Source organism: Streptococcus sp. DTU_2020_1000888_1_SI_GRL_NUU_041A, from assembly GCF_032387735.1.
Classification (GTDB): domain Bacteria; phylum Bacillota; class Bacilli; order Lactobacillales; family Streptococcaceae; genus Streptococcus; species Streptococcus sanguinis.
In genome coordinates this window covers 124,496-147,756 of the sequence record NZ_CP135591.1, presented here as the reverse complement: position 1 = coordinate 147,756, position 23,261 = coordinate 124,496, and the positions used below count along the sequence as shown (strand labels likewise).

At 43.8% G+C, this 23,261-nt stretch carries 24 protein-coding genes; all 24 read right to left on the bottom strand.

From position 1 onward, the window contains the following. Position 1: 1 nt before the first annotated feature. The 24 genes from RSK81_RS00805 to RSK81_RS00690 all read right to left on the bottom strand — a co-directional run bounded on the left by RSK81_RS00805 (position 2) and on the right by RSK81_RS00690 (position 23,249). Positions 2 to 1,087 carry an NAD-dependent epimerase/dehydratase family protein gene (locus RSK81_RS00805; RefSeq protein WP_315687066.1) on the bottom strand — a complete coding sequence of 362 codons (1,086 nt, stop codon included), beginning with the start codon at positions 1,085 to 1,087 and terminating at the stop codon, positions 2 to 4. Further along, a complete protein-coding gene (gene ispD / locus RSK81_RS00800) occupies positions 1,068 to 1,790 on the bottom strand; it encodes a 2-C-methyl-D-erythritol 4-phosphate cytidylyltransferase (protein WP_315687064.1) in 723 nt (240 codons plus the stop codon). The genes RSK81_RS00805 and ispD overlap by 20 nt, the downstream gene beginning before the upstream one ends. Beyond that, positions 1,787 to 3,112 (bottom strand): O-antigen polymerase, encoded by a 1,326-nt coding sequence (locus tag RSK81_RS00795; protein ID WP_002914157.1) that lies wholly within the window; start codon positions 3,110 to 3,112, stop codon positions 1,787 to 1,789. The genes ispD and RSK81_RS00795 overlap by 4 nt, the downstream gene beginning before the upstream one ends. Then, entirely contained in the window at positions 3,112 to 4,035 is a 924-nt protein-coding gene (locus RSK81_RS00790) for a phosphorylcholine transferase LicD (protein ID WP_227965283.1), read from the bottom strand. The genes RSK81_RS00795 and RSK81_RS00790 overlap by 1 nt, the downstream gene beginning before the upstream one ends. 5 nt (positions 4,036 to 4,040) lie before the next feature. Beyond that, complete coding sequence (locus RSK81_RS00785) at positions 4,041 to 5,000, bottom strand: glycosyltransferase family 2 protein (RefSeq protein ID WP_315687061.1); 960 nt, start codon at positions 4,998 to 5,000, stop codon at positions 4,041 to 4,043. Between the two features lie 90 nt (positions 5,001 to 5,090). Continuing rightward, complete coding sequence (locus RSK81_RS00780) at positions 5,091 to 5,924, bottom strand: glycosyltransferase (RefSeq protein ID WP_315687060.1); 834 nt, start codon at positions 5,922 to 5,924, stop codon at positions 5,091 to 5,093. Positions 5,925 to 5,934: 10 nt separating this feature from the next. Then, positions 5,935 to 6,795 (bottom strand): NAD-dependent epimerase/dehydratase family protein, encoded by an 861-nt coding sequence (locus RSK81_RS00775; protein ID WP_315687059.1) that lies wholly within the window; start codon positions 6,793 to 6,795, stop codon positions 5,935 to 5,937. A gap of 6 nt (positions 6,796 to 6,801) precedes the next feature. Continuing rightward, a complete protein-coding gene (locus RSK81_RS00770; RefSeq protein WP_315687058.1) occupies positions 6,802 to 7,407 on the bottom strand; it encodes a sugar transferase in 606 nt (201 codons plus the stop codon). 15 nt (positions 7,408 to 7,422) lie between these two features. Further along, the gene (locus tag RSK81_RS00765; RefSeq protein ID WP_125377934.1) at positions 7,423 to 9,225 is read right to left on the bottom strand and encodes a polysaccharide biosynthesis protein; all 1,803 of its coding nucleotides are present in this window, start codon (positions 9,223 to 9,225) and stop codon (positions 7,423 to 7,425) included. 38 nt (positions 9,226 to 9,263) lie between these two features. After that, a complete protein-coding gene (locus tag RSK81_RS00760; RefSeq protein WP_002905547.1) occupies positions 9,264 to 9,962 on the bottom strand; it encodes a polysaccharide biosynthesis tyrosine autokinase in 699 nt (232 codons plus the stop codon). Positions 9,963 to 9,972: 10 nt separating this feature from the next. Continuing rightward, on the bottom strand, positions 9,973 to 10,668 hold the full coding sequence (locus RSK81_RS00755) for a Wzz/FepE/Etk N-terminal domain-containing protein (RefSeq protein WP_002894051.1): 696 nt from the start codon (positions 10,666 to 10,668) through the stop codon (positions 9,973 to 9,975). 7 nt (positions 10,669 to 10,675) lie between these two features. Continuing rightward, a complete protein-coding gene (gene cps4B / locus RSK81_RS00750) occupies positions 10,676 to 11,407 on the bottom strand; it encodes a capsular polysaccharide biosynthesis protein Cps4B (RefSeq protein ID WP_002908520.1) in 732 nt (243 codons plus the stop codon). After that, positions 11,404 to 12,912 (bottom strand): LCP family protein, encoded by a 1,509-nt coding sequence (locus RSK81_RS00745; RefSeq protein WP_315687056.1) that lies wholly within the window; start codon positions 12,910 to 12,912, stop codon positions 11,404 to 11,406. Before RSK81_RS00745 ends, cps4B begins: the two co-directional genes overlap by 4 nt. A gap of 204 nt (positions 12,913 to 13,116) precedes the next feature. Beyond that, positions 13,117 to 13,716, bottom strand: coding sequence for an anaerobic ribonucleoside-triphosphate reductase activating protein (gene nrdG, locus RSK81_RS00740; protein ID WP_002899261.1), 600 nt, complete (start codon positions 13,714 to 13,716; stop codon positions 13,117 to 13,119). Continuing rightward, entirely contained in the window at positions 13,682 to 14,227 is a 546-nt protein-coding gene (locus tag RSK81_RS00735; RefSeq protein WP_223310964.1) for a GNAT family N-acetyltransferase, read from the bottom strand. The genes nrdG and RSK81_RS00735 overlap by 35 nt, the downstream gene beginning before the upstream one ends. Positions 14,228 to 14,236: 9 nt before the next feature. Next, complete coding sequence (locus RSK81_RS00730) at positions 14,237 to 14,734, bottom strand: GNAT family N-acetyltransferase (RefSeq protein ID WP_004192583.1); 498 nt, start codon at positions 14,732 to 14,734, stop codon at positions 14,237 to 14,239. Between the two features lie 52 nt (positions 14,735 to 14,786). Continuing rightward, positions 14,787 to 14,927, bottom strand: a complete 141-nt coding sequence (locus tag RSK81_RS00725; protein WP_002902050.1) for a hypothetical protein — start codon at positions 14,925 to 14,927, stop codon at positions 14,787 to 14,789. A 1-nt stretch (position 14,928) separates the two neighbouring features. Beyond that, on the bottom strand, positions 14,929 to 17,124 hold the full coding sequence (gene nrdD, locus RSK81_RS00720) for an anaerobic ribonucleoside-triphosphate reductase (protein WP_002916700.1): 2,196 nt from the start codon (positions 17,122 to 17,124) through the stop codon (positions 14,929 to 14,931). A gap of 222 nt (positions 17,125 to 17,346) precedes the next feature. After that, complete coding sequence (locus RSK81_RS00715) at positions 17,347 to 18,894, bottom strand: heme transporter CcmD (protein WP_315687054.1); 1,548 nt, start codon at positions 18,892 to 18,894, stop codon at positions 17,347 to 17,349. A 38-nt stretch (positions 18,895 to 18,932) separates the two neighbouring features. Further along, positions 18,933 to 19,076: a hypothetical protein gene (locus tag RSK81_RS00710; protein ID WP_002905558.1), complete on the bottom strand. Its 144-nt coding sequence runs from the start codon at positions 19,074 to 19,076 to the stop codon at positions 18,933 to 18,935. A gap of 179 nt (positions 19,077 to 19,255) precedes the next feature. Next, positions 19,256 to 20,791 carry a cardiolipin synthase gene (gene cls, locus RSK81_RS00705; protein ID WP_315687052.1) on the bottom strand — a complete coding sequence of 512 codons (1,536 nt, stop codon included), beginning with the start codon at positions 20,789 to 20,791 and terminating at the stop codon, positions 19,256 to 19,258. A 194-nt stretch (positions 20,792 to 20,985) separates the two neighbouring features. Further along, the gene (locus RSK81_RS00700; RefSeq protein ID WP_002908510.1) at positions 20,986 to 21,465 is read right to left on the bottom strand and encodes an SP_0198 family lipoprotein; all 480 of its coding nucleotides are present in this window, start codon (positions 21,463 to 21,465) and stop codon (positions 20,986 to 20,988) included. A 57-nt stretch (positions 21,466 to 21,522) separates the two neighbouring features. Beyond that, positions 21,523 to 22,755 (bottom strand): folylpolyglutamate synthase/dihydrofolate synthase family protein, encoded by a 1,233-nt coding sequence (locus RSK81_RS00695; RefSeq protein WP_315687050.1) that lies wholly within the window; start codon positions 22,753 to 22,755, stop codon positions 21,523 to 21,525. Positions 22,756 to 22,937: 182 nt separating this feature from the next. Beyond that, entirely contained in the window at positions 22,938 to 23,249 is a 312-nt protein-coding gene (locus RSK81_RS00690; protein WP_125352428.1) for a DUF1292 domain-containing protein, read from the bottom strand. Positions 23,250 to 23,261 lie beyond the last annotated feature (12 nt).

Here is a 23,261-nt window from a genome sequence, read left to right as displayed (position 1 = left end):
CCTATTTCTTCCTATCTGCTGCCATGCTCTCAACCAAACGTAAAAACATGGTTTCTAAATCAGTATGAGCTTGCCAGCCCAAACTCTCAAGCTTGTCCGTATTGAGACGAATCTTGACTGTCGGATTATAGCCTAGCTTTTCCACATCCTCTGCCAAATCAAAGACCAACTTCGATTCATTGCTACCGCTTAGTTCAATAACCATTTCCGCCATCTCACGAATGGAAATAGCCGTCTCTTTATTGGCGACATTATAAGCTTGACCTGCTTGGCCTTTCAGCAGAATGTAAAAAATGGCTTCAATGGCATCTTTGGTATAGCAGTAGTTCCGAACAGTTTCCCCTTTAGTTCGGAGGATAATATCTCTCTTTTCAAGAACGGCACGTGCAAACTGCGCAAAAACTCTGTTGTCTTCATAGCTCACACCTGGGCCAAAAGTTTGTGACAAACGAGCCATTCTAACTGGCACCTGATACTGATGACAATAACCCACACACAAGGACTCTGCCATGCGCTTGCTTTCCGAATAACTGCTACGGACACTAGTTGGATCCAAATAACCGTAATCTTTCTCGCTAATGCTAGAAGCATCGGGATTTGTCGTTCCATAGACTTCCAGAGAAGAGAGGTAAACCATACTGTGAACCTGCTTATTTTTAGCCAGATCCAGCAGTTTTTTCGTTCCATTTACGGCTAGATCAATTGTCTCCACAGGATGCTCAACGAAAAAAGAGGAGTCCGTCGCACTGGCTCCATGGATAATATAATCCAAATCCTCCTCTATCTGCCAATCTGACAGCAAGTCAGCATACACTAGCTTCAGATTCTCACTATGTAAAAAATCCTGAAATAGATCCTCCGCTTTTTTCTGATTTCGTGCTAAAGCCACTACTCTGACATTGGCATCGTACAAATCATTTAAAGTCATCAAGGCGGAAATACAGTGTCTGCCTATAAGTCCGGTTGCTCCAGTTACCAAGACTGTAACATTTCTCAGTTCTCTGAGAATAGGACTGTCAGTAGCTAGGTCTTCCATATCTTTTTGTAAAATCGTATTTTTTCCCATATCAACCAAAAATTTGTGCATTTTCGCGCGCTTCGTAAATCGCTCTAAAAATATAGAAATCAGATGGAGTCGTAATTTTGATATTTTCGCTGCCCCCCATGACTGTATGCAGAGGGAGACCAAAATAACGAGCCAACGTCGCAGAATCCGTCATATCAAACTGATTCTCTGCCTGAGCTTTTAAATGCAGGGAGTGAATCTTTGAAAGCGCAAAGGTTTGAGGGGCGACAGCTGTCTGACAAGTGGAACGCTCAATAACCTGATTAATAACATCCGCCTCATCGACCTGAATGACCGTTTCGATAACCGGCTTAACCGTAATAGCTGCCCCATACTTTTTGGCTGCTTCAATATTTTTAGAAATGATTCCCCCGTCAATCAAGGGGCGAACACCATCATGAATCAACACATAGTCGTCATCGTTCTTGTACTTTTCCCGTAAGACAGATAGACCATTAAAAATAGACATTTGTCCAGTCTCTCCACCAGGAACCACTTGACTGACTTTTTTAATATTGAATCGAGCTAATAAATCTCTGCAGTAGTCCAGCCAGCCGTCTACACAGACAACCACAATGTCCGATACTGCCGGATGGTCTTCAAAGTGCTCAATCGTATGAATAATAATAGGCTTACCGTGCAACTCTAAAAACTGCTTGGGTAAGGCCTTGGTATTCATGCGGCTGCCTGTGCCGCCTGCGAATATCAGAGCTGATGTCGTCATACCGATACTTTCCTTCCTCTCGTTGTAAATCGCACTCTACTCAGTAAATCAGCTGCCATATAAATCACAAAAGCATAGATAATCCGATTAATATGGGTTGTCAGCAATGACAGCAACGTTTCCTGAAAGAATGAAATGACCAAAGGATACGCAAATAAAGCGAAAACAATAACCTTTAGCGGGGTGAAATAGCGTTTTTTGATAGAATAGTAGAAACTTCCGTAAAAGAAGCCATATAAAAGCTGAAAGATAAGGACTGAGAAATAGCCAAAATCCTTGATAAAGTAGTAATAAATTGTGTAAACATTGGTTTTATCGTCGTTAAAATGAACAACAGGCAAGAAAGGTGTCAGCTCATGGCTAGACAGACCGAGGGATTTCAATGTTCCATAGATAGCAATAAGAGTATTTTCCCCAAAGACTTGATTATCGCTATAAAGAGTAGGATTTTTCAGATAGTAGTCTAAAGCCTGAATGGGTGAACCCATATATTTAACCAAATTATCCAAAATTCCGAACTCTGCCCGACTATCCACTCGATTGAGAACAAAGGTTCCAACCGCCATGAATAAGACAAGGAATACAAAGCCAATTATCAGCAAAGAGCGAAAAAGCTTCACACCATACCTGCTGTCTTTCCATGAATAATACTTCGAGAAAAACAACATATACACAATAGCATATCCTGCAACCAAGCCCAGCAACTCCGTACGTCCAGTAGACAAGAGGGAAACACCTAAAGAAATCAGACTAACCAGCAGTAACTTGCCCTTGTAAAAAATGCCATCTTTTCCTGAAAAAAGAGACTCGCAAAAAAAGTAGAAGAAAACAATTCCTAAAGAAAAGTTAACCCGCAGCAAATTGAGGCTAAGGCGACTAAGAGAGAAATCATAATTTGTAGTCATATGCCGAGCCAATTCAATAGTTTTAAACAATCCCCCAGGTACCTGCTTACTCTGCGCCGCCAAGTAAAGCAAATCGGAATAAATAAACCTGACCGCATAAGCCAAAAATAAGAGAACTAAAATAATGAAAAAATTACTCACCTTTATTTGACTAGGTTTGGCGTCCAACTTCCTCTCAGCAAACAAATTCGATGACAAGAGGACTCCCATTAAAAAAATGGCATTCCCAACAAAGATAACAGTGACCGTTATCAGAGAAAGTCCCTCTCCCCATTTGGATGAATAAAATGCAGTAAAAATGCTTGCTATCATCCATATTGCCAAGTATATAAAAGCCGGGTTAGCATAGTCTCTTCCTACTGTTTTGATTGTCAAAAACAAGAGGAAAAGGCCACCCAAAATTAGTAAAAAAACCATTATCTTCCTTCTATCAATTCAACCCAATTATCTCTCAATCTGACATGACGTTCTGTCTGTTCTTTTCTTTCAGGCGGTGTCATGTAATCACCGTAGCGATTAGTCAGATACTTATCCGCATCATTAGGTCCATCGAACTCATATCCTTCAAAGGAATACTTCTTAGCTGGATAGAAACTTTCATAGTCGATAGTCTCTCCCAAATAGCCTTTTACACCATAAGCAATCGTTATTTTTGAAGTCTTCTTATTAGACTGGATGAGTTTTTCCATCAACTTATACATATTAGCTGGCCCCATGATAAAAGAAGGGAAGCCTATCAGTCTTCTAATCCAAAGATTTTGTCTGAGTTCTTTGGATTCTTTAGCCATATAGGTCAGATGCGGAGTAAACTTTGTATAGCAGCGTGAGCTATTGTGTGACAAATCCAAGGCTCTGAATAGAAGACCCTTGAGCTTGCGAAGCATATTATTCTCTGGGACAAAGTCAATTGGCAGCATATCAAGATAAAGATGTTTCTTTTTACTGAAACCTTCTCCTAAAACATCATAGTAGGTCAGTGACTTGCTCTGCAGCTTTAGAACCTTAAAGACACTGTCTGTCGCATCCGCAGGAGAGATCAGCTCGAAGTCCTCGCTGTCCGCAAAGATTTCCTGCAGACGATTGTAGTCCTCTCGGAACATCACCAAGTCGATATCATCGTCCCAAGGGATATAGCCCCCATGTCGCAAAGAGCCAATCAAGGTCCCTGCAACCATGTAGGAATGAATATGATGCCGACGACATTCTGCATCAAATTTTTTATACATTTTTAAATAGGCTTTTTGTAAAACCTTTAATTTATCATCCGTAATTTTCTGATACATGGGGCTGAAGCGTTCTCCCAAAGCCAACTCCCATTCAATCTTACTGGTTCCTCTCATTTTTCTTACCTCCCAAACTTTTTCAATAATCTCCTAGCAAGTCCATTCAGTGAGTAGGTGTATACCAAATCACTAATGAAATCTTTTATTGTTCTATACTCCCTTATTTGAAACATTAGGCCCAAAGCCCAAAATGGATTTCTAGACTGTAATAATTTCAGTCTAAGATTGGTCAAGGCCAAAACCCTAGCAACCTGGCGATGGTCTTCCTCAGACATCTTTCGCTCCTCTACGATTTTTTTCACAGATTCATAGCGACTGACGACCTTCTGTAAATAGTTAATCCTAGATAACCTTGTTTTGTTAAAACTGAGCGACGACGCAGACTGGGTTACATTCGCCTGATGAATGCGATGCTGATCCAGAAGCTGGTCCAAGCAAACAACTTTTCCATACAATGGAGCCAGCATACCAAATAAAACATCATGATAGTCAAATCCAGGATAATCCGTATACTGCTGCTGCAAAATATCAGCCAGTACCGACTTTCTAAAAGCTGTCTGATAACCTGACGGCCATTTTTTCAGAAGCCAAGCTAGATCTCTTTCTCGACTTTCTCCTGAAACCTTGGGCTCTTTGATGACCTGACCATTTTGATCAATCAAGTAAGACTGGCCATACACCATAGCAGCATCTGTTTCTAACAGTACTTTCTGCAAGGCAGCTGTTTTATCAGGCAGCCATTTATCATCCTGATCAGCGAAAAAAACAATATCGTGCTCAGCCAAACTCGCTAATTTTATAAAAGTTCGATAATGGCCCAAATTTTCCTGATTTTCAATCAACTGCCAATTAGTTAGTTGATACTTGGTGATGTAATCCTTGATTAGTGCCACTGTCTGATCTGTTGAACAGTCATCACAGATAATGACCTGATCAGGCTTCAGCTTTTGAGTGCGGATAGAGTCTAGTTGCTCCAAAATAAAATCCGCCCCATTATAGGTCGCCATCACGACAGAAATCATTTCTCCCTCCTTCCTAAACTTTTCATCCTATATCCCCCTAACTTCTAGCTTTCTCCCTGTCTAAGCTAGACTGCTCTGTCTGTAAAGTCATTACTTTCTTCTAAGCAGATACTTATAAATGAACGCTTTTATCCAAATAGGCGTTCCCACAAAAGCACGAATCATCAACATATTTTGATAATATTGCCCTCGGTTCAACATACCATGTGACAGCAAAAAAGTATTGACTACTTTCCAGCTGGCAATCTGCTCTGTCTGGCTTCTTCTTGTATGCATGCCGTTTCCGACACGAGCATAAACCAAAACCCGATTAAGATTGGCGAAACGACAGCCCTGAGCAGCCATTCTCGCCCAAAGATAATAGTCTTCCACTAAAGGCAAGGGCTTGTAATTGCCTGCTTTTAAAACAGATGATTTCTTGAAAAATACCGTCATGTGACAGAAAGGATTTCTCCGCTGCAACCTTTTGATAATCTCTTCATGGGAAAGCGGCATTTGTTTCTCTGCTACTATTTGATCTGGTTCCGAATCAAATTCTATGATATTTCCCCCCAGAACATCTAACTGCGGATGCTGCTCAATATAGTCCACTTGCTGCTGGAAACGGTCCGGTGTCGCAATGTCATCTGTATCCATTCTAGCAATCCAGTCATAAGAGCAAGCCTCAACTCCCCGATGCAAAGCTTCTCCCAATCCGACATTTTCCTTTAAAGGTAGAACTTTCACCTCTGGAAATGTTTCCTTGAAATCTTGAATCGTCTGATATAGCTCTTCTGTCAGCGGCCCATCCTCTACCAGGACAAGCTCATCTGGCTTTCGGCTCTGCTCTATAAGAACGCTATTTAGACTCTTTCTTAAGAAATCCGGATTCTCTTTCTGATAGACAGACATCAATACCGAAAACTTCACTAACAATCCCCCCAATCATCCTAAACTAGTTTCCCTTCTCCGTCCTCTCAATAGACCTCCTAAAATCTGCCACCTGATAAGACTGAGAATAGCTAGACATCTCTTTTTCATAAGTTAAATCTGAAAACAACTTATTCATAGTCGAAACATGGCGAGACAATCCTTTTAAAATCCAGTTAAATGCAGGCAGCAAGACTACTCTCTGACCATGAGTTCTTTTTATTTCTCTGACTAGCTGAGAGGTATTGACATAGTCCTGATTTTGAGGATAGAAAACACCACTGTCTTGATTCTGAACAATCAGTCTGATAAACTCACAAAGGTTATCAATATAAATCATACTACGTTCGTTCTGGACCAAAGGGAAGACTGGTAGCTTCTGAGCCAACTTTGACAGTCGCTTATAGTTTCCCTTAGCTTGATGACCATAAACCATGGGTGGCCGTAAAACTGCCAATTTGAAATCTTCGTTCTCCAATTCCGCCAGAAGTTGCTCAGCAGCTAGTTTGCTTTTGCCATAAAAAGAATCAGGACGCTCTTCTGTATCCTTTGTGATAACCCGATCTACCAAAACTTCGCCATAGACGCTCATGCTGCTCATAAAGATAAACTGTTTGACGCCTTCGCGTTTAGCCTTTTGAGCCAATTCATACGGTAGCTGAGTATTGACTTGATTATATACAGACTCCATCTCTTTTGATGGGTTAGAGATATGGACAATCGCCGCCAAATGCAAAATTACATCAAAAGACGAAAAATCTTTCTCCTTCCAGGCTTCTCCGCGGACATCCAACTCATCAACCTGGACATCCTCCCGTGAAGAAATATACTTCTTAAAGCTCCGGCCGATATAGCTACCCTCTCCCGTAATTAATATTCTTTTCATCAGCCTTTAATCTTTCTTTTCCATATTTCCCGTGCCGCCTTCAACAACGCCTTCGCTCTTGGCCACACTCTTAATGGTGCCAAAGAAACAGCGGACATCCAATCCAAAAGATAGATGCTGGACGTAGTAGCCGTCCAATTCAGCTTTCTTGGCAATCGGCAACTCATCTCGCCCGTGAATCTGAGCCCATCCCGTCAGACCTGGCAAAACATCATTAGCTCCATAGCGGTCTCGCTCTTCAATCAAATCATACTGATTCCAAAGAGCCGGCCTTGGACCTATGATACTCATGTCACCGACAAAAATATTCCAAATCTGAGGCAACTCATCCAGAGACGTCTTCCTAAGAAACTTCCCAACCTTTGTAATCCATTGCTCAGGATTTTCCAGTAAATGAGTTGGGGTATCCTTAGGGGTGTCAATTCGCATCGTTCTGAATTTCAAAATATAGAAGTGTTTCTTATGCAGACCGACCCGCTTCTGTTTGAACAAAACTGGTCCTTTTGAATCCAATTTAATAGCGAGTACTAGAAGCAGAAGAAATGGTGATAAGACAATCATTCCTATGAATGACAAGACTATATCTAATGTTCGTTTAAAAAATTTATACATGATTATCCTAAAAACTTATTGCTGTGCAAACTTTACCAAGCTGTCCTTGAGGTCATTTGCACCAAGAGACAGAAGAGAGTCCACATAGGAATCCACCTCTATCTTGGGCAGCGACTGAACATTCCCTACAAAAATCTTTTCATAGACTTGATCATTGACCTTTTCCTTGGCGGACAAGAGCTCTTCATAAAGCTTTTCGCCCGGTCGAATGCCTGCTTCCTGAATCTGAATCTCCTCTTCAGTATGGCCGCTGAGTGTGATCATCTTTTTAGCCAGGTCCAAAATTTTCACAGGCTCACCCATATCCAAGACAAAAACCTCTCCCCCTTGCATCAAGGCTCCAGCCTGAATCACCAAGCGGCTGGCTTCTGGTATCGTCATGAAATAGCGTGTCATTCGAAAGTCCGTCACGGTGATAGGACCTCCCTTGGCAATCTGCTCCTTGAACAAAGGAACAACACTACCTCGGCTGCCCAAAACATTCCCAAAGCGGACAGCTGAGAAAAGAGTCTTTCCTTCTTCATTTAAACTGGTCACGACCATTTCTGCTACACGTTTAGTTGCCCCCATAACATTAGGCGGGTTGACCGCCTTATCTGTAGAAATCATGACAAATTTCGCGACACCAGCTGCCTTTGCTGCTTCTGCTACATTTCGCGTGCCATAGATATTGTTCTTGACCGCTTCTGTCGGATTGTACTCCATCAAGGGAACATGCTTGTGAGCTGCAGCATGATACACTCGATCAGGACGATAGGTTTCCATAATATGGAAAATTCTCTCTCTATCTTGAATATCTGCAATGATTGGAATCAGCTCAATATCATCTTTATAACGGCTTGACAGCTCCTTATGAATCAAATAAATTGAATTTTCTCCATGACCTAGAAGCAGGAGCCTAGCTGGGCAGAATTGAGCAATCTGACGGCAAAGTTCCGAGCCGATAGACCCACCGGCCCCCGTAACAAGAACTGTCTTGCATTTAATATTGGACTTCAAACTTTGCTGATCCAGCTTAACTTCTTTACGCCCTAACAGATCTGCAATATCAATTTCCTGAAGTTTGCTGACAGATAGTTTCCCCGTAATCACCTGTTCATACTTAGGCATGGCATTGACCTTGACCTCCGTTTGTTGGCAGTACTCTACGATTCGCTCGTAATCATCCGGAGCCAATGAAGGAATGGCAATGACAATTTGTTCGACTTCATAATTTCCCACAATTTCAGGTATCTGCTCGGTTGTTCCTACAACTTTTACTCCATGAAGATAGGTATTTTGCTTATTCTTATCATCATCTACAATCGCAACAATCTTTAAATCTTTTGATTTTTGCTGGGCTGTCTTGATAAAGAGACTAGCACCATCCCCTGAACCAACAACAAGGGTCTTCGTCCCATCTACTTTCTTACCCAGTAAGGCTGACGGGTGCTGCACGAATTCATGAATCTCCCGCCAAGTCAGCCTTGAAGCAATAACCAACAAAAATGATAGCAGCATAGAAAGGACAATATATCTACTGTTTGTGGATTCATAAAAAATTTTCTCTGCAATGTATACAATTGAGTAAGCTCCCAAAATTGAGCCCCCCACTCGAAACATTGTTTTATAATCTGTATACCTTGTAATGGTAGAAAAGACATTCGACAGTGTTGCAAATGTCAAATACAGTATAATAATCCCCATTAAAATAGAGACAAAAGACAAATCCGTTATCCCGACATATTTTGCTAAGAAGAATTTTGAAATCCCCTGACTTATACTGAGCAAAATAATATCAACAATAATTAAGATGACTCTTTTTCTCGCTCTTGTCATGTTCCTAATCTCCCAATTATCCTAAAACTCTTTAATCCCTATTTCCCATAATTGCCATAGCTGCCGTATCCCCCATAAGTTCCGTAGGCGCCATAGCGTTCCAAATCAATGTTATATTTATTGAGGACAACACCTAAAAAAGGAGTTCCCGTTTGTTCCAACTGCTCTTTAGCTTTCATGACTGCTTTTCGTTTGATATGGCCTGCTTGTGTAACCAAGAAGCTGGCATCGCATTTCTGAGCGATGATAGCCGCATCAATGACCAGACCAATCGGTGAAGTATCCACAATGATATAGTCATAACGGACACGCAAGTCAGTCAAAAGCGCTTCAAACTGCTTGCTTTGCAAAAGCCCCGTCGGATTAGGTGATACTGGACCAGATAAGATCACATCTAGGTTGTCCAGATCTGTATCGTTGATGACTTCATGCAGGGCAGCCTGTCCTGACAGATAGTCCGTCAGTCCTGATACTTTTCTCTGACTGCTAAACACACCGGACATGACTGAGTTGCGGATATCCGCATCGATCATCAAGGTCTTATGACCAGCTCTGGCAAAGGCGGCCGCGAGATTCACTGAGGTTGTAGACTTTCCTTCATTTGCCGTCACCGAGCTTATTTCGACCATCTTGATATTGGCGCCGCTCAGCTGCACATTGGTGCTGAGAGCATTGTAGTATTCCTCGGTTAGTTTGACAAGGTTCCTTTTTTTCCTAACTAATTCTAAGGTTGCCATTTTCTCTCCCTTACATTCTGTTCATATCTGGGATAACGCCCAACAGCGTCAAGCCCATGACTTCTTCAATGTCCTCTGGCTTCTTCACTCGGTCATCCAGGATTTCTACAGCGATGATAAAGATCGACATCAGGACGCTGCCCCCTAAAAATCCTAAGATAACATTACGCCGAATATTTGGTGAAGAAGGCTCTGCTGGGACTGTTGCTTCTTCCAAAGTTGTCACATCAGAAACTTTTGTCACCTCGATGATTTTCTCAGCGGCGATATTACGAAAGGCATTGGCAATGCGAGCCGCTTCCTCCGGATTGTCATCTTTAACTGTAATCGAAACGATACGAGTATCCGCCGGAACGGAAACGGTGATGTGACGCGTCAGCTCTCTTGGTGACGTTTGCAGTTTCAACTCACTAATTGCCTGTGACAGAACCGCCTGTGACAGAATGATTTCCTTAAAGTCCTTAACGAGGTAAGACCCTGCCTGCAGGTCCTGATTGGTCAAAGCTGCCTGCGTTTCGTTCTGACGGCTGACCACATAGATGCGTGTGGTACTCTGATACATTTTCTTAGCAATAAAGACGCTGTAGCCAAAAGCCAGCAAAGAAAAGAGCACCGCTCCCAATACGATGGTAAATTTCTTCAGCCATAAGGCTCTCAGCAAGGACAGAATATCGATTTCTACGATTTGCTTTTCTTGTTTTTCCATTTTTCCCCTAAATCAATTCATTTTTCAATAATAATGCTTGGTTGCCGCCAAAGAGGGCCTCTGCCCGGCGGGAACCGTATTTCTTAGCTACGATGTCAAAGGCCTCCTTCATAAAGGGCGGTCTCTGACTTAGATTGTGCATGTCGCTGGCAACAAAGTGGACCAAGTCCTTCTCCAAAAAGAACTGAGCACGTTTTTTCATAAATTTATGCGAGTCTCCAAGCAGCTTAGGTTTTAGAACACTGGAGCTGTTAATTTGAGTATAGCAGCCCATATTAATGAGTTCCTGCACCTTCTTTTCATCATTTTCCAGGCAGTGATAGCGCTCAATATGAGCAAGGACCGGTGTTAGACCTAAGCGCAGAATCTGAGCCAAACCTTTATGGATGTCTTTATAAGGCGTTGCCATGCTAAACTCAATCAGCACATAGCGTGTGCCAGCTAGACTGGGGAAAATCCCTTTTTCCAACTTATCCGCCACATCGCTGGTGTAGTAAATCTCTGCCCCATAGAGAACCGTCAAGTCAGGCGCTACAAGCTCTGCTAGTTCTTTTACCATTTTAAAGTTAGCTCTAATGGTCTCTTCAGGCGTTTCAAACATGCCCTTTCTGCGATGAGAGGTAGAGATAATAGTCCGAATTCCCTGTCGATAGCTTTCTTCCAGCAGTTTTTTGGAATCCTCAAAATTCTTAGGACCATCGTCCACATCAAAGATAATATGAGAATGGATATCAATCATGGTGTTTTCCCTTCCATTACCTGCTGAATCGCTGCCTTAGCATTATCAAGGCTTTCTGGCTGGATTTCCATCATGTAGAGATTGGAATCTGGCATAGCATAGGATGGTAGATCCATGCGGCCATTTCCGCTGATAGCTTGTGACTGAACTTGATAGCTTCCACCTGATTCCAGCTGGGTATTGACCAGATTCATAAGAACAGGCAGCTCCATATTGGTCTGGATAGAGTCCTGCAAGCCGGAAATAATCTCGTTGTAGTTCTTCAAAGCACTGGTTGAAGTCAGCTTTTTAATGACTGCTTCGATAACCTTTTCTTGATTTTTCCCGCGGTCATTGTCGCCACCCTGAAGGGAGTAACGCTCGCGAACAAAGCCAAGTGCCTGATCTGAGTTCATATGGACTTTCCCTACTGGGAAATGATGATTGCCGTGTCTGCTGGTAAATTCTTGGTCATTTTCAACATCAATCCCTCCCAACAGGTCTACCAGCTTGAGGAAGGAAGTGAAGTTCAGACGAACATAGTAGTCAATGCGAATACCGTAAAGATTTTCCAGCGTATGGACAGAAGCATCTACTCCGTAAATACCTGCATGGGTCAGCTTGTCCATCTGCCCAGCTCCTCCATCTGCAATCGCCACATAAGAATCACGAGGAGTTGTCGTCAAGAGGACTTTCTTGGTCTTGCGATTAACCGTCATGATGATATTGACATCTGAGCGAGAGACAGATGAGATAGAGCCATAAGTGTCAATACCGCTGACATAGATATTGAAGACATCTGCATTGGCATCATCCCTGCGCTTGCCTGTCTCTACTTGACGGGTGATTTTATAAGTATAGATTTTCTTTATCTTTGAAGCATAGTCAGCATCATGAGAAGCCAGCATGTCTCCAAACGAGCTATTGAGGGCAATGGCCTCAGTCTCTTGATTGATGAGGGCCTTGTAGGCTGCGATATAAGACGAGCTGTTTTCCACTGTGAGTTCTGTCTTTTTAGTCTTCTTGATGTGGTCCAGAAGAGCTGTCACATTGTCCTTATCCCCATTTTCAGTCGGAGCTGTCAGCTTCTTCAGCTGAGTTACATCTGATTTATCGCTGTCTGTCCGGACATAAACGGCCATTTCAATTTCAGAGTAATTTGAGGTGGAGTTCACACCTCTAGATAAGTCCATCAGCTCCTTGACCCCGTACATAGCTCCTGAGGATACCAGCAAGGTCACAAACAAAAGCACCATGGTCAGGACTTTGAACTTATTTTTCCATACAAAGAAGGCTGCCAGTAAAATAACAGCCGCCAAAAGAGCAGACAAAATAAGGTTCAGGTGATGAAACGCCAGAACATTATTTTTAAATATAGAAAAAACAAGCAAACCTGAAACCAAGCTTACCAATGTCAGTAAAGCTGCATTAAAGAGCCTCAGCTTCTTCCCCTTTTTAGAAGCAGGCACATTTCTCCTATGTTGATTCATAATTCTCCCTTTTTCTCCCCTGAGATATAAATACATTTTATTATATCATAAATGCATTATGATACACTAAAATATTTAAAAATATTTTAGTTTTTCCCAAAATTTGTTGACAAAAAAGGACAGTCTGTATTAATTTTCGGTAAATTCTTTCTTTCTTCTCGAAAAACCGATATTTTATACTGTTTTTGACAACAGAAAAAAGAGGCAAAACCTCTTTTATATCAGTATTCTACTTAGTTTTTAAAGCATCTTATCCCTGTCAACTTGCTCATAGGCCTGGAGGCCATCATTCAGCTTATCCCAGATGACTACCTGGCCTGACTGAAGGGATTTCTGCACATCAATGATGCGTTGATTAGAAGAGCCGCGAAACTGCAGCATGAGATTCTTCTTGGTAAGGTCAAAACGGCCGTCCACCAGAATATCAATCAGACTTAGCAGCTCCAGCTTATCCTCCGTTTCCAGCATCATCTCCTCCCAGGTGTAGCCCGTCCAGGACCAGATATCCTTATCCGGAAGCTCTCTCCGAATCCGCTTGACCAAGGGCAGGAGAATGCCTGTATTGAGAAAAGGCTCGCCACCTAGGAGAGTCAGTCCCTGCACATAAGGCTCCGCCAAGTCTTTCATAATCTGCTCCTCCAACTCTTGCGTATAAGGAATACCAGCGTTGAAAGACCAGGTTGCTGCATTATAGCAGCCCTCACAGTGGAACATACAGCCACTGACATAGAGGGAGTTACGGACACCTTCGCCATCCACAAAGTTAAAGGCCTTATAGTCAATGATTCGCCCCTTGCTCAGCTCCTCACTTTTCCATTCTTGAGGTTTGGGATTGTTCATCTTCATCCTCCAAATCAATCCAGTAACGCTGACTTCTGTCGATTGTATTTTCGTAAACACCACCAGCTGAGAGAATGGTGCGGCGGCTGGCTTCGTTGTCTTCATCGCAGGTAATCAGCACTCGTCCTAGTCCTTGCTTTCGAGCCTCTGCCAGTCCTAGCTCTAACTGCAACTTAGCCAAGCCCTTCCTGCGCTGACTGGGCCGGATAGAATAGCCTATATGGCCGCCCTCCACAAATAATTTGTCATTTAAGGACAAGCGCAGAGCTAAAAAGCCCAGAGGCAAGCCAGTCTCATCAAAGGACAAAAATTGGATGGCAGCAACCCAACCTGCTGGCAAGTTTGCCACATCTTCCTTCTGTTCTACAATTTTCAACCAATCCTCATAATCCTTTGCTCGCTTCCAAGTGGAGCCCATGCCACCGTGCATATAGGATTTTGCAGCATTGAACTCCGCAATCATCTCTAAAATTGCATCTTTATCTTCCAAAGTTGGTCGTCTTAGCTCCATGCTCCCTCCTTAATCGACATCAATCCAGTAACGCTCTTTTCCGCCTCGAACATCCTCTAAAGCTCCACCATTAGCCAGAATCACTGCTCGGCTGGCAGCATTGTCACTATCGCAAGTCACTAGGACTCGTTTAATATTTTTACTTTTAGCCACTTGCAAGCCTTGTCGCAGCTGCTCCTTTGCCATTCCTTTCCCACGCGCAGAGGGACGGATACTATAGCCGATATGCCCGCCTTCTTGGAGCAAATAATCATTGAGCCGCAAGCGCAGATTGAGAAAGCCCACAGCCTGACCATCCGCAGCAAAAGAAACCAGTTGAACGTAAGGCACAAAACCTTGCGGCAAGCCTAGACCTGCCTCAGCTAGCTGAATCGTCTCCAGCCAATCCTCGTAGACAAAATCCACTCCACCAAAGAAGCCATCCTGTCGGCTACCAGCTACTTCAAAGTCAGCCAGCATCTCTAAAATCTTTTCCTTGTCTTCTAGTTTCGGTCGTCTAAGCTCCATAGTGCCTCCTGATACGAAGAGAGTGAGACCGCCTTGCGCCCCACTCTGACTTCTATTGTTTCTTGTTCTTTTCTAAAAATTGCTGACGCAGTTTGGCCAATCGCTCTTTTTTGCTGCTGCCGCCCTGCGAATGCTTTTCGTGGAAACGCTGTACCTGAGCCTTTCCTTTGTCGTCCAATTGATACTTTCCCATCTTAATTTCCTTCGTACTTAATAGTCGAGCCATTCATGTGCTTGACCCGGGCTGATATTTCCTTGTGACGGCCGTTGACCATTGGACGGGCTTGCGGATTTCCTAAGTAACCGCAGGTCCGTTTGACCACATCGACCGTCTTGGGATCGCTGTTGCCGCAGTTTGGACAGGTGAAGCCCCGCTCGGTCGGCGTGAAATCTCCCTCAAAGTTACACTTATAACAACGGTCAATCGGTGTATTGGTTCCCAGATAGCCGACTCGGTCATAGGCATAGTCCCAGACAGCCTCCAGTGCTTTTGGATTTTGCTGCAGCACAGGGTACTCACAATAATGGATAAAGCCACCAGAAGCTCCCACTTCAGGATAAATCTTCTCAAAGTCCAGTTTCTCAAAAGGCGTTGGATTCTTGCGCACATCGTAGTGGAAAGAGTTAGTATAGTATTCCTTGTCAGTAATATCCGGAACGACCCCAAACTTCTCTGTATCCAAGCGACAGAAACGGTCGGTCAGGCTTTCAGATGGCGTCGAGTAGACAGAAAAATGATAGTCATACTGCTCGGACCACTCTTCCACCCGGCGCTTCATATCTTTGACAATAGCAATCGTAAAGTCCTTGGCTTCTGGATTGGTCTCCCAATTACCACCGTAAAAGACTGCTGCCACTTCATACAGACCGATATAGCCTAGAGACACCGTTGCACGACGGTGAGTAAAGAGCTGGTCAACCTGATCATACTTGCCCAGACGTTGGCCAAAAGCCCCATACTGATAAAGAATCGGTGCATTGGCTGGACTAGCTTCTTTGGTCCGCTCCACTCGGTAGACCAAAGCATCTTCAGCGATATTCATCCGCTCGTTAAAGAGTTCCCAGAATTTATCCAAATCCCCCTCGGATTCAAGCGCAATCCGCGGTAGATTGACAGTAACGACACCAAGATTCATACGGCCGGAATTGACTTCCTGACCATTTTCATCCTTCCAACCTTGTAAGAAAGAACGGCAGCCCATCGGCACCTTGAACGATCCAGTCAAGTCGATAATCTTGTCATAGGAGAGGACATCTGGATACATGCGTTTAGTGGCACACTCCAGAGCCAGTTCTTTGATGTCATAGTTCGGCGTTCCCGGCTCGAGATTGAGCCCACGCTTAAGGGTGAAAATCAGCTTAGGGAAAATTGCTGTGCGGTGCTCGCTTCCCAGTCCCTTGATACGGATATTGAGAATGGCCTTCTGAATTTCCCGCTCAAAACGATTGGTGCCCAGACCAAAGCCCAGCGAAGTAAAAGGAGTCTGACCGTTAGAAGTAAAGAGAGTATTAATCTCATACTCCAGCGACTGCATGGCATCGTAGATATCCTTCTTGGTCTTCGCCCAGGCGTACTCTTCCCGCTTATCCGGCAAAACCCACTGCTCTGCATCCTTGAGATGCTTTTGATAATTAAGCTCAGCATAGGGCGCCAAGACTTCATCAATCCGGTCGGCCGAACAACCGCCATACTGGCTGGAAGCTACATTGGCAATGATTTGCGAGATCTGCGCTGTCGCAGTCTGAATAGACTTGGGACTCTCTACTTCTGCATTGCCAATCTTGAAGCCATTTTTCAGCATGCCGTCAAAGTCAATCAGACAGCAGTTCGTCATCGGTGTATAAGGGCTGTAGTCCAAATCATGGTAGTGAATATCACCCTTTTGGTGGGCATTGGCCACATGAGGCGGCAACATCTTAAGCCCAATGGACTTGCCAACAATCCCAGCTGTCAAATCCCGCTGGGTATTGAAAACATCACTGTCCTTATTGGCATTCTCATTGACTACCGTGCGGTCTTTATTGAGGAGCTTGTCGATGGTAAAGTTGATATCAGTCGCTTTTGAGCGCTCAAAATCCCGTTGGGTGCGGTAAGTGATGTAGTTCTCTGCAATGGCATATTCCTTGGCATTCAAAAGCTCATGCTCAACAATGTTCTGAATCTCATAGATTTTGACATACTTAGCGAAGCGACTGCTGATTTCTGCCACAATGCGGTCTGTGATAGCTTCTAGCTTGGCTTCCAGCATTGGATTCAGCGGACCGACTTCCTGAGCTGCCCGCACCATAGCCTTATAAATCTTTGACACATCAAAAGCCACTCTGCGGCCATCCCGCTTCTCCACATAAATCGCTGGAGCAGTTTCAAACTTCTCTTCCCTTAAAATCATCACGAACACATCCTTTTCTCTGCCCTTAGGACAAATCAAGTCTCTTTAAACCTATCGCTTGCGAAGAAATTTCCAAGAAATCTCCGACAGTAGTTCATCCAAAGAACAGTATTTTATAAATAAGTCGATACAAGACTCATTATAGCACGTTAAAATTAAAAATCAATATGTTGTGGCAAAAAAGTTATTTTTTCTTTTTATACACAACATATTGATTTTTTACTACTTAAGTTGATAAAGCTTGAAATGGTCGAGTTTGAGGTCAGATTCCTTGTAATTTTGGGAAATTAGCTGCTTCACATCTGACAGCAGTTTGACATCATTGTTAACCAAAATATACTTGGGCTGGCTGTTTTCAAGTCCATTCTGAAGACCTAGACGATTTTCAGCCGTTCCCACATACAAAGTTGGAGACAAGAGAGAAACAGCTGATAGGCGGCCGCTCTTTTGATACAGACTAGCCGAGGTGTCCCAGGCATAGATAGTATCCCCGTCCTTGGTCTTTTCCTTAATATATTGAGCCGCTTTACTTCTTTCAGCAGAGACACCGCTGGAAAGGATATACTCATTCACCAAAGGATAGCCAATCAGATAAAAGATGGCTAAGAGTGGCAGAAAGAACTGGCCTGAGAGATAAGAAGTCCACATCGTAGGGCGACGACGATTCCGACGATGACGCCCTGGTTCCTGCTGCTTGCCTTTATTGAACCACAAAGCAAAAAGAATCATGGCAAAAGGCAGGGCAGGAAGCAGTTGATAACTGCCCTGATCTGGCAGGATAAAAGCCGCAAAGACAGTAATGAAGAGCCCTAGCAGACCGATAAAGCGCAAGACGCGCAGGCTGGTTGCTTGCCCCTTTTCCCTTGAAAAGAGATTGACACCCAAAGCAGAAACGAAACCTAGACCAACCGTCAGCAAGCCATAATAAACCAAATTAGAAATACTATGACTGCCAATCAAGCTGATGGAATCCCAAGCATAGGTCACCTGACTGATAGCCTGGCCAAAGGTTTGATTGGCAACAGTAAAGTAGCCGATAGGATAAAAAATCACTGAGAAGCCAAAGAGACCAGCTAAAAGCTGATAGAAGCCTCGAGCCGCACGCTTGGCTGCGATATTGTAGACCAAAAGCACCAGAGCAGTCAAAGAGTAGAAGACTAGGCTGGAAACCGGATCAATCATAAAAGCAAGAGCTCCGAGAGCTCCATAAAGAATGAACTTTTCATCCTTGATTGAATCCTGCAGATAGCGCACCAAGAAAGATAGATTCCAAAAAATAAAGGGCAGAACAAAAATACTAGAGTAAAGACCGCCAAATCCAAGGGCAAAGACTAGCAGGTAAAAGAGCAGCAAGAGGCTGCGCGATAGGTCCTGTTTAGGCTGTAAGAGCACCAAGGTCTTGTGCAGGAAAAGTCCAGCCAACCACAGAGCCAGCGTCTGAAAGACCATCCACAAAAGCTGGCCAAAAGCCAGGCTGCTGGTCCAAGCCATCAGATAGTAAAGCAGGCCACTGGTCCCATATATTTGCGAATAAGGCACCTGGCCCTGAGTCATGGCCCAGCCGGCATAGAGATTCTGACTTTGTAAATTCGTTGCTAAATTGGTCAAAAAAGGATTGACCACACTCAGCAGGCTGATAGCCAAACTGCACAAGAGCGTCAAAAAATAGGGCGTCGGCTCTGGCTTGGTAATTTTTTGCTCAGACCTTTCAGACCTAGTCAGCTGCTCCTCTGAAACCTCTAAAACTTTTTCTTCCGTTGTATCATGCATATAAAATATTCTCCTTGATATCAGTCCCATCTAGTATATCAAATTCCTGTCCTCCTGTCAGCTTTCTCTTGACCCTTCTTCTGAGCATTATAGCTTCTAGCCAGCTCCTCCAGTTCCCGAAAACAGCGATATTCTCTCGTTTCATAAGCAAGCGGCTGACTGGAAATTTTCTCCATTATCATCTTAAAAAATTCCTTTATTTTTTACATTCGTAAAAACAGAGCAAAAATCCGTCCCCATATAAAAGAAAAAATGACAAGAACACATCTCAGCACGATTAACAAAAGCACATACAAAAAAGTCTGAGACTTCCGCCTCAAACTTTCTGTATATTTGTTGCAGAACTTGTTCGCCTCTGGCGTTAGAGCATAGGGGCAAAGAGCTGCATGATTTCTTTGATAAAGCGACGATACCAGCTGCTATCAAGATTTTCAGGAAGAATTTCCTCAGAAGCCTCAAAAATGGCTTCAAAATCTTCCTTGATAGCTGGAATACTCTCCGTATGGTACATCAGGACTGCATTTTCATAATGATGCACTAGACTGCGGTAATCAAAGTTAATCGTCCCTACCACGGCAAATTCATCATCGGCCACCACATTCTTGCTGTGAATAAATCCTGGCGTGTACTCAAAAATCTTAACCCCCGCTTCCATTAGATCCGGATAGGCTCCGCGGGTAACAATCTGAATCAACTTCTTATCCGGAATGAAAGGAGTCACGATACGGACATCCACTCCCCGCATAGCAGCATTCTTGATATCCTCCGTCAGGTCGTAGTCAATGATCAGATAAGGCGTGGTAATGTAGACATAGTCCGTAGCCTGACTGATGATATTTTGATAGACTGTTTTGCCAACCTGACCCTTATAAATAGGCTTAGGTCCGCTGCCATAGGGAACGTAAAGCCCTTGACCTTCGACAGCTTTATTTTCCAGATGGTACTTGTCAAAGTCTGTGATTTCCCCGCGGTTGATGTACCAGTTCATGAGAAAGAGCCGCGTCAGAGCCTTGACTGCCCGACCTTCCAAGCGCACACCACCATCTTTCCAGTGGCCAAAACGGACGATATGATTGATATACTCGTCAGCCAGATTGATACCGCCAGTGTAGCCGACTTGACCGTCAATGACCAAAATCTTGCGGTGGTCACGGTTGTTATAGGATACCGTCATCCGCGGAATCACCTTGTTAAACTTATAAGCCTCGATGCCCATCTTGCGCAGCTTACGCGTATAATCACCAGGCAAAGTGGCCATGCAGCCAATATCATCATAGAGCAGCTTGACTTCAACGCCCTGAGCGGCTTTTTCGACCAAGATTTCCAGAACACTGTCCCACATCAGCCCTTCATCAATGATATAAAATTCCAGAAAAATGAATTTCTCAGCAGCCCGCAGATCAGCCAGCATGGACTCAAACATCTCCTCTCCGATAGGAAAATAACGAGAAGCTGTACCGTCATAGACATCCGCATTATTGTCCATACTCAGCAGTGATTTGATAATACCGTAGGCTGACTTGTTTTTCTTTTTCAGCTGGACACGAAGATCGTAGCTGTTGTCCTCACGAAATTTCATAGAGTCCATATTTTCCAGCTGAATCATTTCCTTTTTAGACAACCGTCGCTCACCAAACATCAGATAGAGCAGGAAGCCAAATACGGGTACCACAGCAATCAGGAGCCAAGTCACCTTGCTCTCAGGCGGCATATTGCGGTTGACAATCGCTAAAATAGTCCCAATATACAGGAAAACAATCATCGCCACTGACAGCCAGTTGGGTGCAATCTCATTAAAATAGAAGAACGCAACAAAGACAAAGGCTAGCTCCAGCAGCATAATAATGATGCTGAAACCGTATTTTGACATTAATAAGCGGAATTTCCTGAAAGTCATACACTCTCCTATCTCATTGCATATATTCTAGTATATCAGTAAAACTGCCTTAAAACAACGTTTATATCAATGCAAACTGTATTTCTGATTGATAAAAATCTAAGTACAGCTTTTGAATACTACTATCCTCTAAGTCGCACTGCAAGATTACAACTGATAAAAGGAAAAGCCCTATTCAAGACAGGGCTCTTTCATCATTGTTTCGTAAAGACCAGTGTGTCATCATCATAAGGTTCTTGGGAAAGATCCTCAATTGTCAGCTGATTGCCCTCAATGCGATAGCGCTTGACATCATCTCCGATGATCATGGTCTGGTTGGTAGCATCAATCTGAACCTGTTCAATTTCCTGCTCACCATCCGACTCGACCTTGGTCAGCTGGCCAGTAGTTCCTGAAATCTGCAAGGTCAGCTGATCGCCTTCATGGCTTGTCTGATAGCTGCCATCCAGCTCGCCATTGGCTACTTGCTCGGAAGAGGATGCAGAAGCAGATGAGCTGCTATTGGCCGCACTAGACGTGCTAGCTACTGACGAAGACTCTGCTGGCTTGCTGGAAGCGGCTGACTGAGACTGAGAGGAAGGTGCCGTCTGGTTCTGATTAGAACCGCAAGCTGTCAAGGCCAAAACAGCCGCAGCAGTTAGACCCGAAAAGATTAACTTTTTAGAAATTGCCATAGTATTCTCCTTTTTCTTCTGTCTTTATTGTACCAAAGCAAGACTCTGGCGGTCAATTTATAAACTTGTCAAATAAGCTCTGACTTCCGCAATAAAATAGAGGGACCCCGTAATGAAAAGCAGCTGATTATCGTTTTGCCTCTCCTTAAAATTCTGAATAAACTGCCTATAATCCTCTATGTAGAAGAAGCCTTCCACTTCAGCTTGACCAAGGGAATCTCCATCAGAAAAGGAAGTAACCGTCAACTGAACATCTGGCAGAGTCTCTCGCAGATAAGCCAGCATAGCGTCATAGTCCTTACGCTTGAGAGCACCGAAAAGAAGCAGGCACTCTTTGTCATTCTGGCTTTGGATAAACTCTACTAACCTCTCCAGCGCAGGAAGATTATGAGCCCCATCTAGATAAATACCTGGACTGGCTTCTTCCAAGCGCCCTGCCCATCGAGTCTCCTGCAAGGCTGTCCGAATCCTAGCAGAATCTATTTCCCACCCCTGCTGCTGCATGAAGAGCAGGAAAACCTGCAGGGCCAGCGCTGCATTGTCCTCCTGATAGCCTCCCTTGAGACCCAGTTCAAGATTGGATAGGGTCCTAGTCGAATTGGAAAAAGTCTGATTCGTCAGAGAAAAATCACGACCATACTGATAGAGTTCTATTCCCAGCTCCTGAGCTCGCTGTTCACAAACCAATCGTGCCTCCTCTGGCAGCGGTCCGATGACAGCTGGCCGCCCCGGCTTGAAAATCCCAGCCTTTTGCTCCACAATCGCCGTCAAGCTCCTTCCCAGAGTCTCTTGGTGATCCAAGCCTACGGAGCTGATGACCGCAATATCTCCCGTAATGACATTAGTCGTGTCTAAGAGTCCGCCAATCCCCACCTCAATCAAGGCTATATCCACTTCCTGCTCCTTGAAATAGAGAAAGGCAATCAAGGTCAGAATTTCAAAATAGGACAGCTGATCATGACTTTTGAGCAGTTCTTGTTCCATCTTTTGCACCTGCTGACCCAGACGGATAAAATCAGCTGAAGCAATCGGTTGACCGTTGATACAAATCCGATCATGAATACTAATCATGTGGGGCGAGGTAAAACTTCCTGTCTTGCGACCATGCCCCGCAAATAGCTGACGTATAAAAGCAATAGTAGAACCTTTGCCATTTGTACCAGTTACATGAATCGTTGGAAAACTCCGCTCAGGATTCCCCAAAAGAGTCACTGCCTGCTGCATCCGCCCTAGACCCGAACGAAAGTTTAGACCAATTCGGCTGTTCAGCCATTCTTCAATTTCATTCATTTTCTTACCCAAAAAAGAGCAGCGAAGCAGAATTCAAATCTGAATTGCAACTCGCTCCTCTTTCTAATGTTTATCATAATGCACGCTGGAAAAGAGCCAAGGCTTGGCTACTTCCCTCTACTATCAAGTTTAAACGGTCTCTCACCTGCACTTGCCCATTCCTGACCAAGGCAGAGCCAGTCTTACTCCTCCATAAAGCTGTTGAAGACTTCTTCAATCATATCCCATTCAGCATTTGAGTCTTCTGGGATTGGCTGCAGGTCTCCTTCTGTGCCATCTTCATTTTCAGTAAAGGAATAAGCTTGAATCTCTACCTCACCGTTCTCATCTTCTTCCGCATTAGCCGGAATCAAAAGAACATAATTCTTTCCAAACTCTTCCTTACCGTCAATGGTCAAAAGAATTTCAAATAAAGTTTCGTTCCCTTGCTCGTCAACCAAGGTGATTAATTCACGCTCTTCATGCTCGTGGTCATGGTTATGATCATGTGTCATACTAGTGTCTCC

What these genes read in the sequence shown, in the direction of transcription:
- RSK81_RS00745 (WP_315687056.1), bottom strand. Translation starts at nt 12,912, where the DNA reads ATGTATTTATATCTCAGGGGAGAAAAAGGGAGAATTATGAATCAACAT.
- ispD (WP_315687064.1), bottom strand. Translation starts at nt 1,790, where the DNA reads ATGACGACATCAGCTCTGATATTCGCAGGCGGCACAGGCAGCCGCATG.
- cls (WP_315687052.1), bottom strand. Translation starts at nt 20,791, where the DNA reads ATGACTTTCAGGAAATTCCGCTTATTAATGTCAAAATACGGTTTCAGC.
- RSK81_RS00730 (WP_004192583.1), bottom strand. Translation starts at nt 14,734, where the DNA reads ATGGAGCTTAGACGACCGAAACTAGAAGACAAGGAAAAGATTTTAGAG.
- RSK81_RS00725 (WP_002902050.1), bottom strand. Translation starts at nt 14,927, where the DNA reads ATGGGAAAGTATCAATTGGACGACAAAGGAAAGGCTCAGGTACAGCGT.
- cps4B (WP_002908520.1), bottom strand. Translation starts at nt 11,407, where the DNA reads ATGATTGATATCCATTCTCATATTATCTTTGATGTGGACGATGGTCCT.
- RSK81_RS00735 (WP_223310964.1), bottom strand. Translation starts at nt 14,227, where the DNA reads ATGGAGCTAAGACGACCAACTTTGGAAGATAAAGATGCAATTTTAGAG.
- nrdG (WP_002899261.1), bottom strand. Translation starts at nt 13,716, where the DNA reads ATGAACAATCCCAAACCTCAAGAATGGAAAAGTGAGGAGCTGAGCAAG.
- RSK81_RS00770 (WP_315687058.1), bottom strand. Translation starts at nt 7,407, where the DNA reads ATGTATAAATTTTTTAAACGAACATTAGATATAGTCTTGTCATTCATA.
- RSK81_RS00795 (WP_002914157.1), bottom strand. Translation starts at nt 3,112, where the DNA reads ATGGTTTTTTTACTAATTTTGGGTGGCCTTTTCCTCTTGTTTTTGACA.
- RSK81_RS00765 (WP_125377934.1), bottom strand. Translation starts at nt 9,225, where the DNA reads ATGACAAGAGCGAGAAAAAGAGTCATCTTAATTATTGTTGATATTATT.
- RSK81_RS00790 (WP_227965283.1), bottom strand. Translation starts at nt 4,035, where the DNA reads ATGAGAGGAACCAGTAAGATTGAATGGGAGTTGGCTTTGGGAGAACGC.
- RSK81_RS00690 (WP_125352428.1), bottom strand. Translation starts at nt 23,249, where the DNA reads ATGACACATGATCATAACCATGACCACGAGCATGAAGAGCGTGAATTA.
- RSK81_RS00775 (WP_315687059.1), bottom strand. Translation starts at nt 6,795, where the DNA reads ATGAAAAGAATATTAATTACGGGAGAGGGTAGCTATATCGGCCGGAGC.
- RSK81_RS00755 (WP_002894051.1), bottom strand. Translation starts at nt 10,668, where the DNA reads ATGGAAAAACAAGAAAAGCAAATCGTAGAAATCGATATTCTGTCCTTG.
- RSK81_RS00710 (WP_002905558.1), bottom strand. Translation starts at nt 19,076, where the DNA reads ATGATAATGGAGAAAATTTCCAGTCAGCCGCTTGCTTATGAAACGAGA.
- RSK81_RS00715 (WP_315687054.1), bottom strand. Translation starts at nt 18,894, where the DNA reads ATGCATGATACAACGGAAGAAAAAGTTTTAGAGGTTTCAGAGGAGCAG.
- RSK81_RS00700 (WP_002908510.1), bottom strand. Translation starts at nt 21,465, where the DNA reads ATGGCAATTTCTAAAAAGTTAATCTTTTCGGGTCTAACTGCTGCGGCT.
- RSK81_RS00805 (WP_315687066.1), bottom strand. Translation starts at nt 1,087, where the DNA reads ATGCACAAATTTTTGGTTGATATGGGAAAAAATACGATTTTACAAAAA.
- RSK81_RS00695 (WP_315687050.1), bottom strand. Translation starts at nt 22,755, where the DNA reads ATGAATGAAATTGAAGAATGGCTGAACAGCCGAATTGGTCTAAACTTT.
- nrdD (WP_002916700.1), bottom strand. Translation starts at nt 17,124, where the DNA reads ATGATTTTAAGGGAAGAGAAGTTTGAAACTGCTCCAGCGATTTATGTG.
- RSK81_RS00760 (WP_002905547.1), bottom strand. Translation starts at nt 9,962, where the DNA reads ATGGCAACCTTAGAATTAGTTAGGAAAAAAAGGAACCTTGTCAAACTA.
- RSK81_RS00785 (WP_315687061.1), bottom strand. Translation starts at nt 5,000, where the DNA reads ATGATTTCTGTCGTGATGGCGACCTATAATGGGGCGGATTTTATTTTG.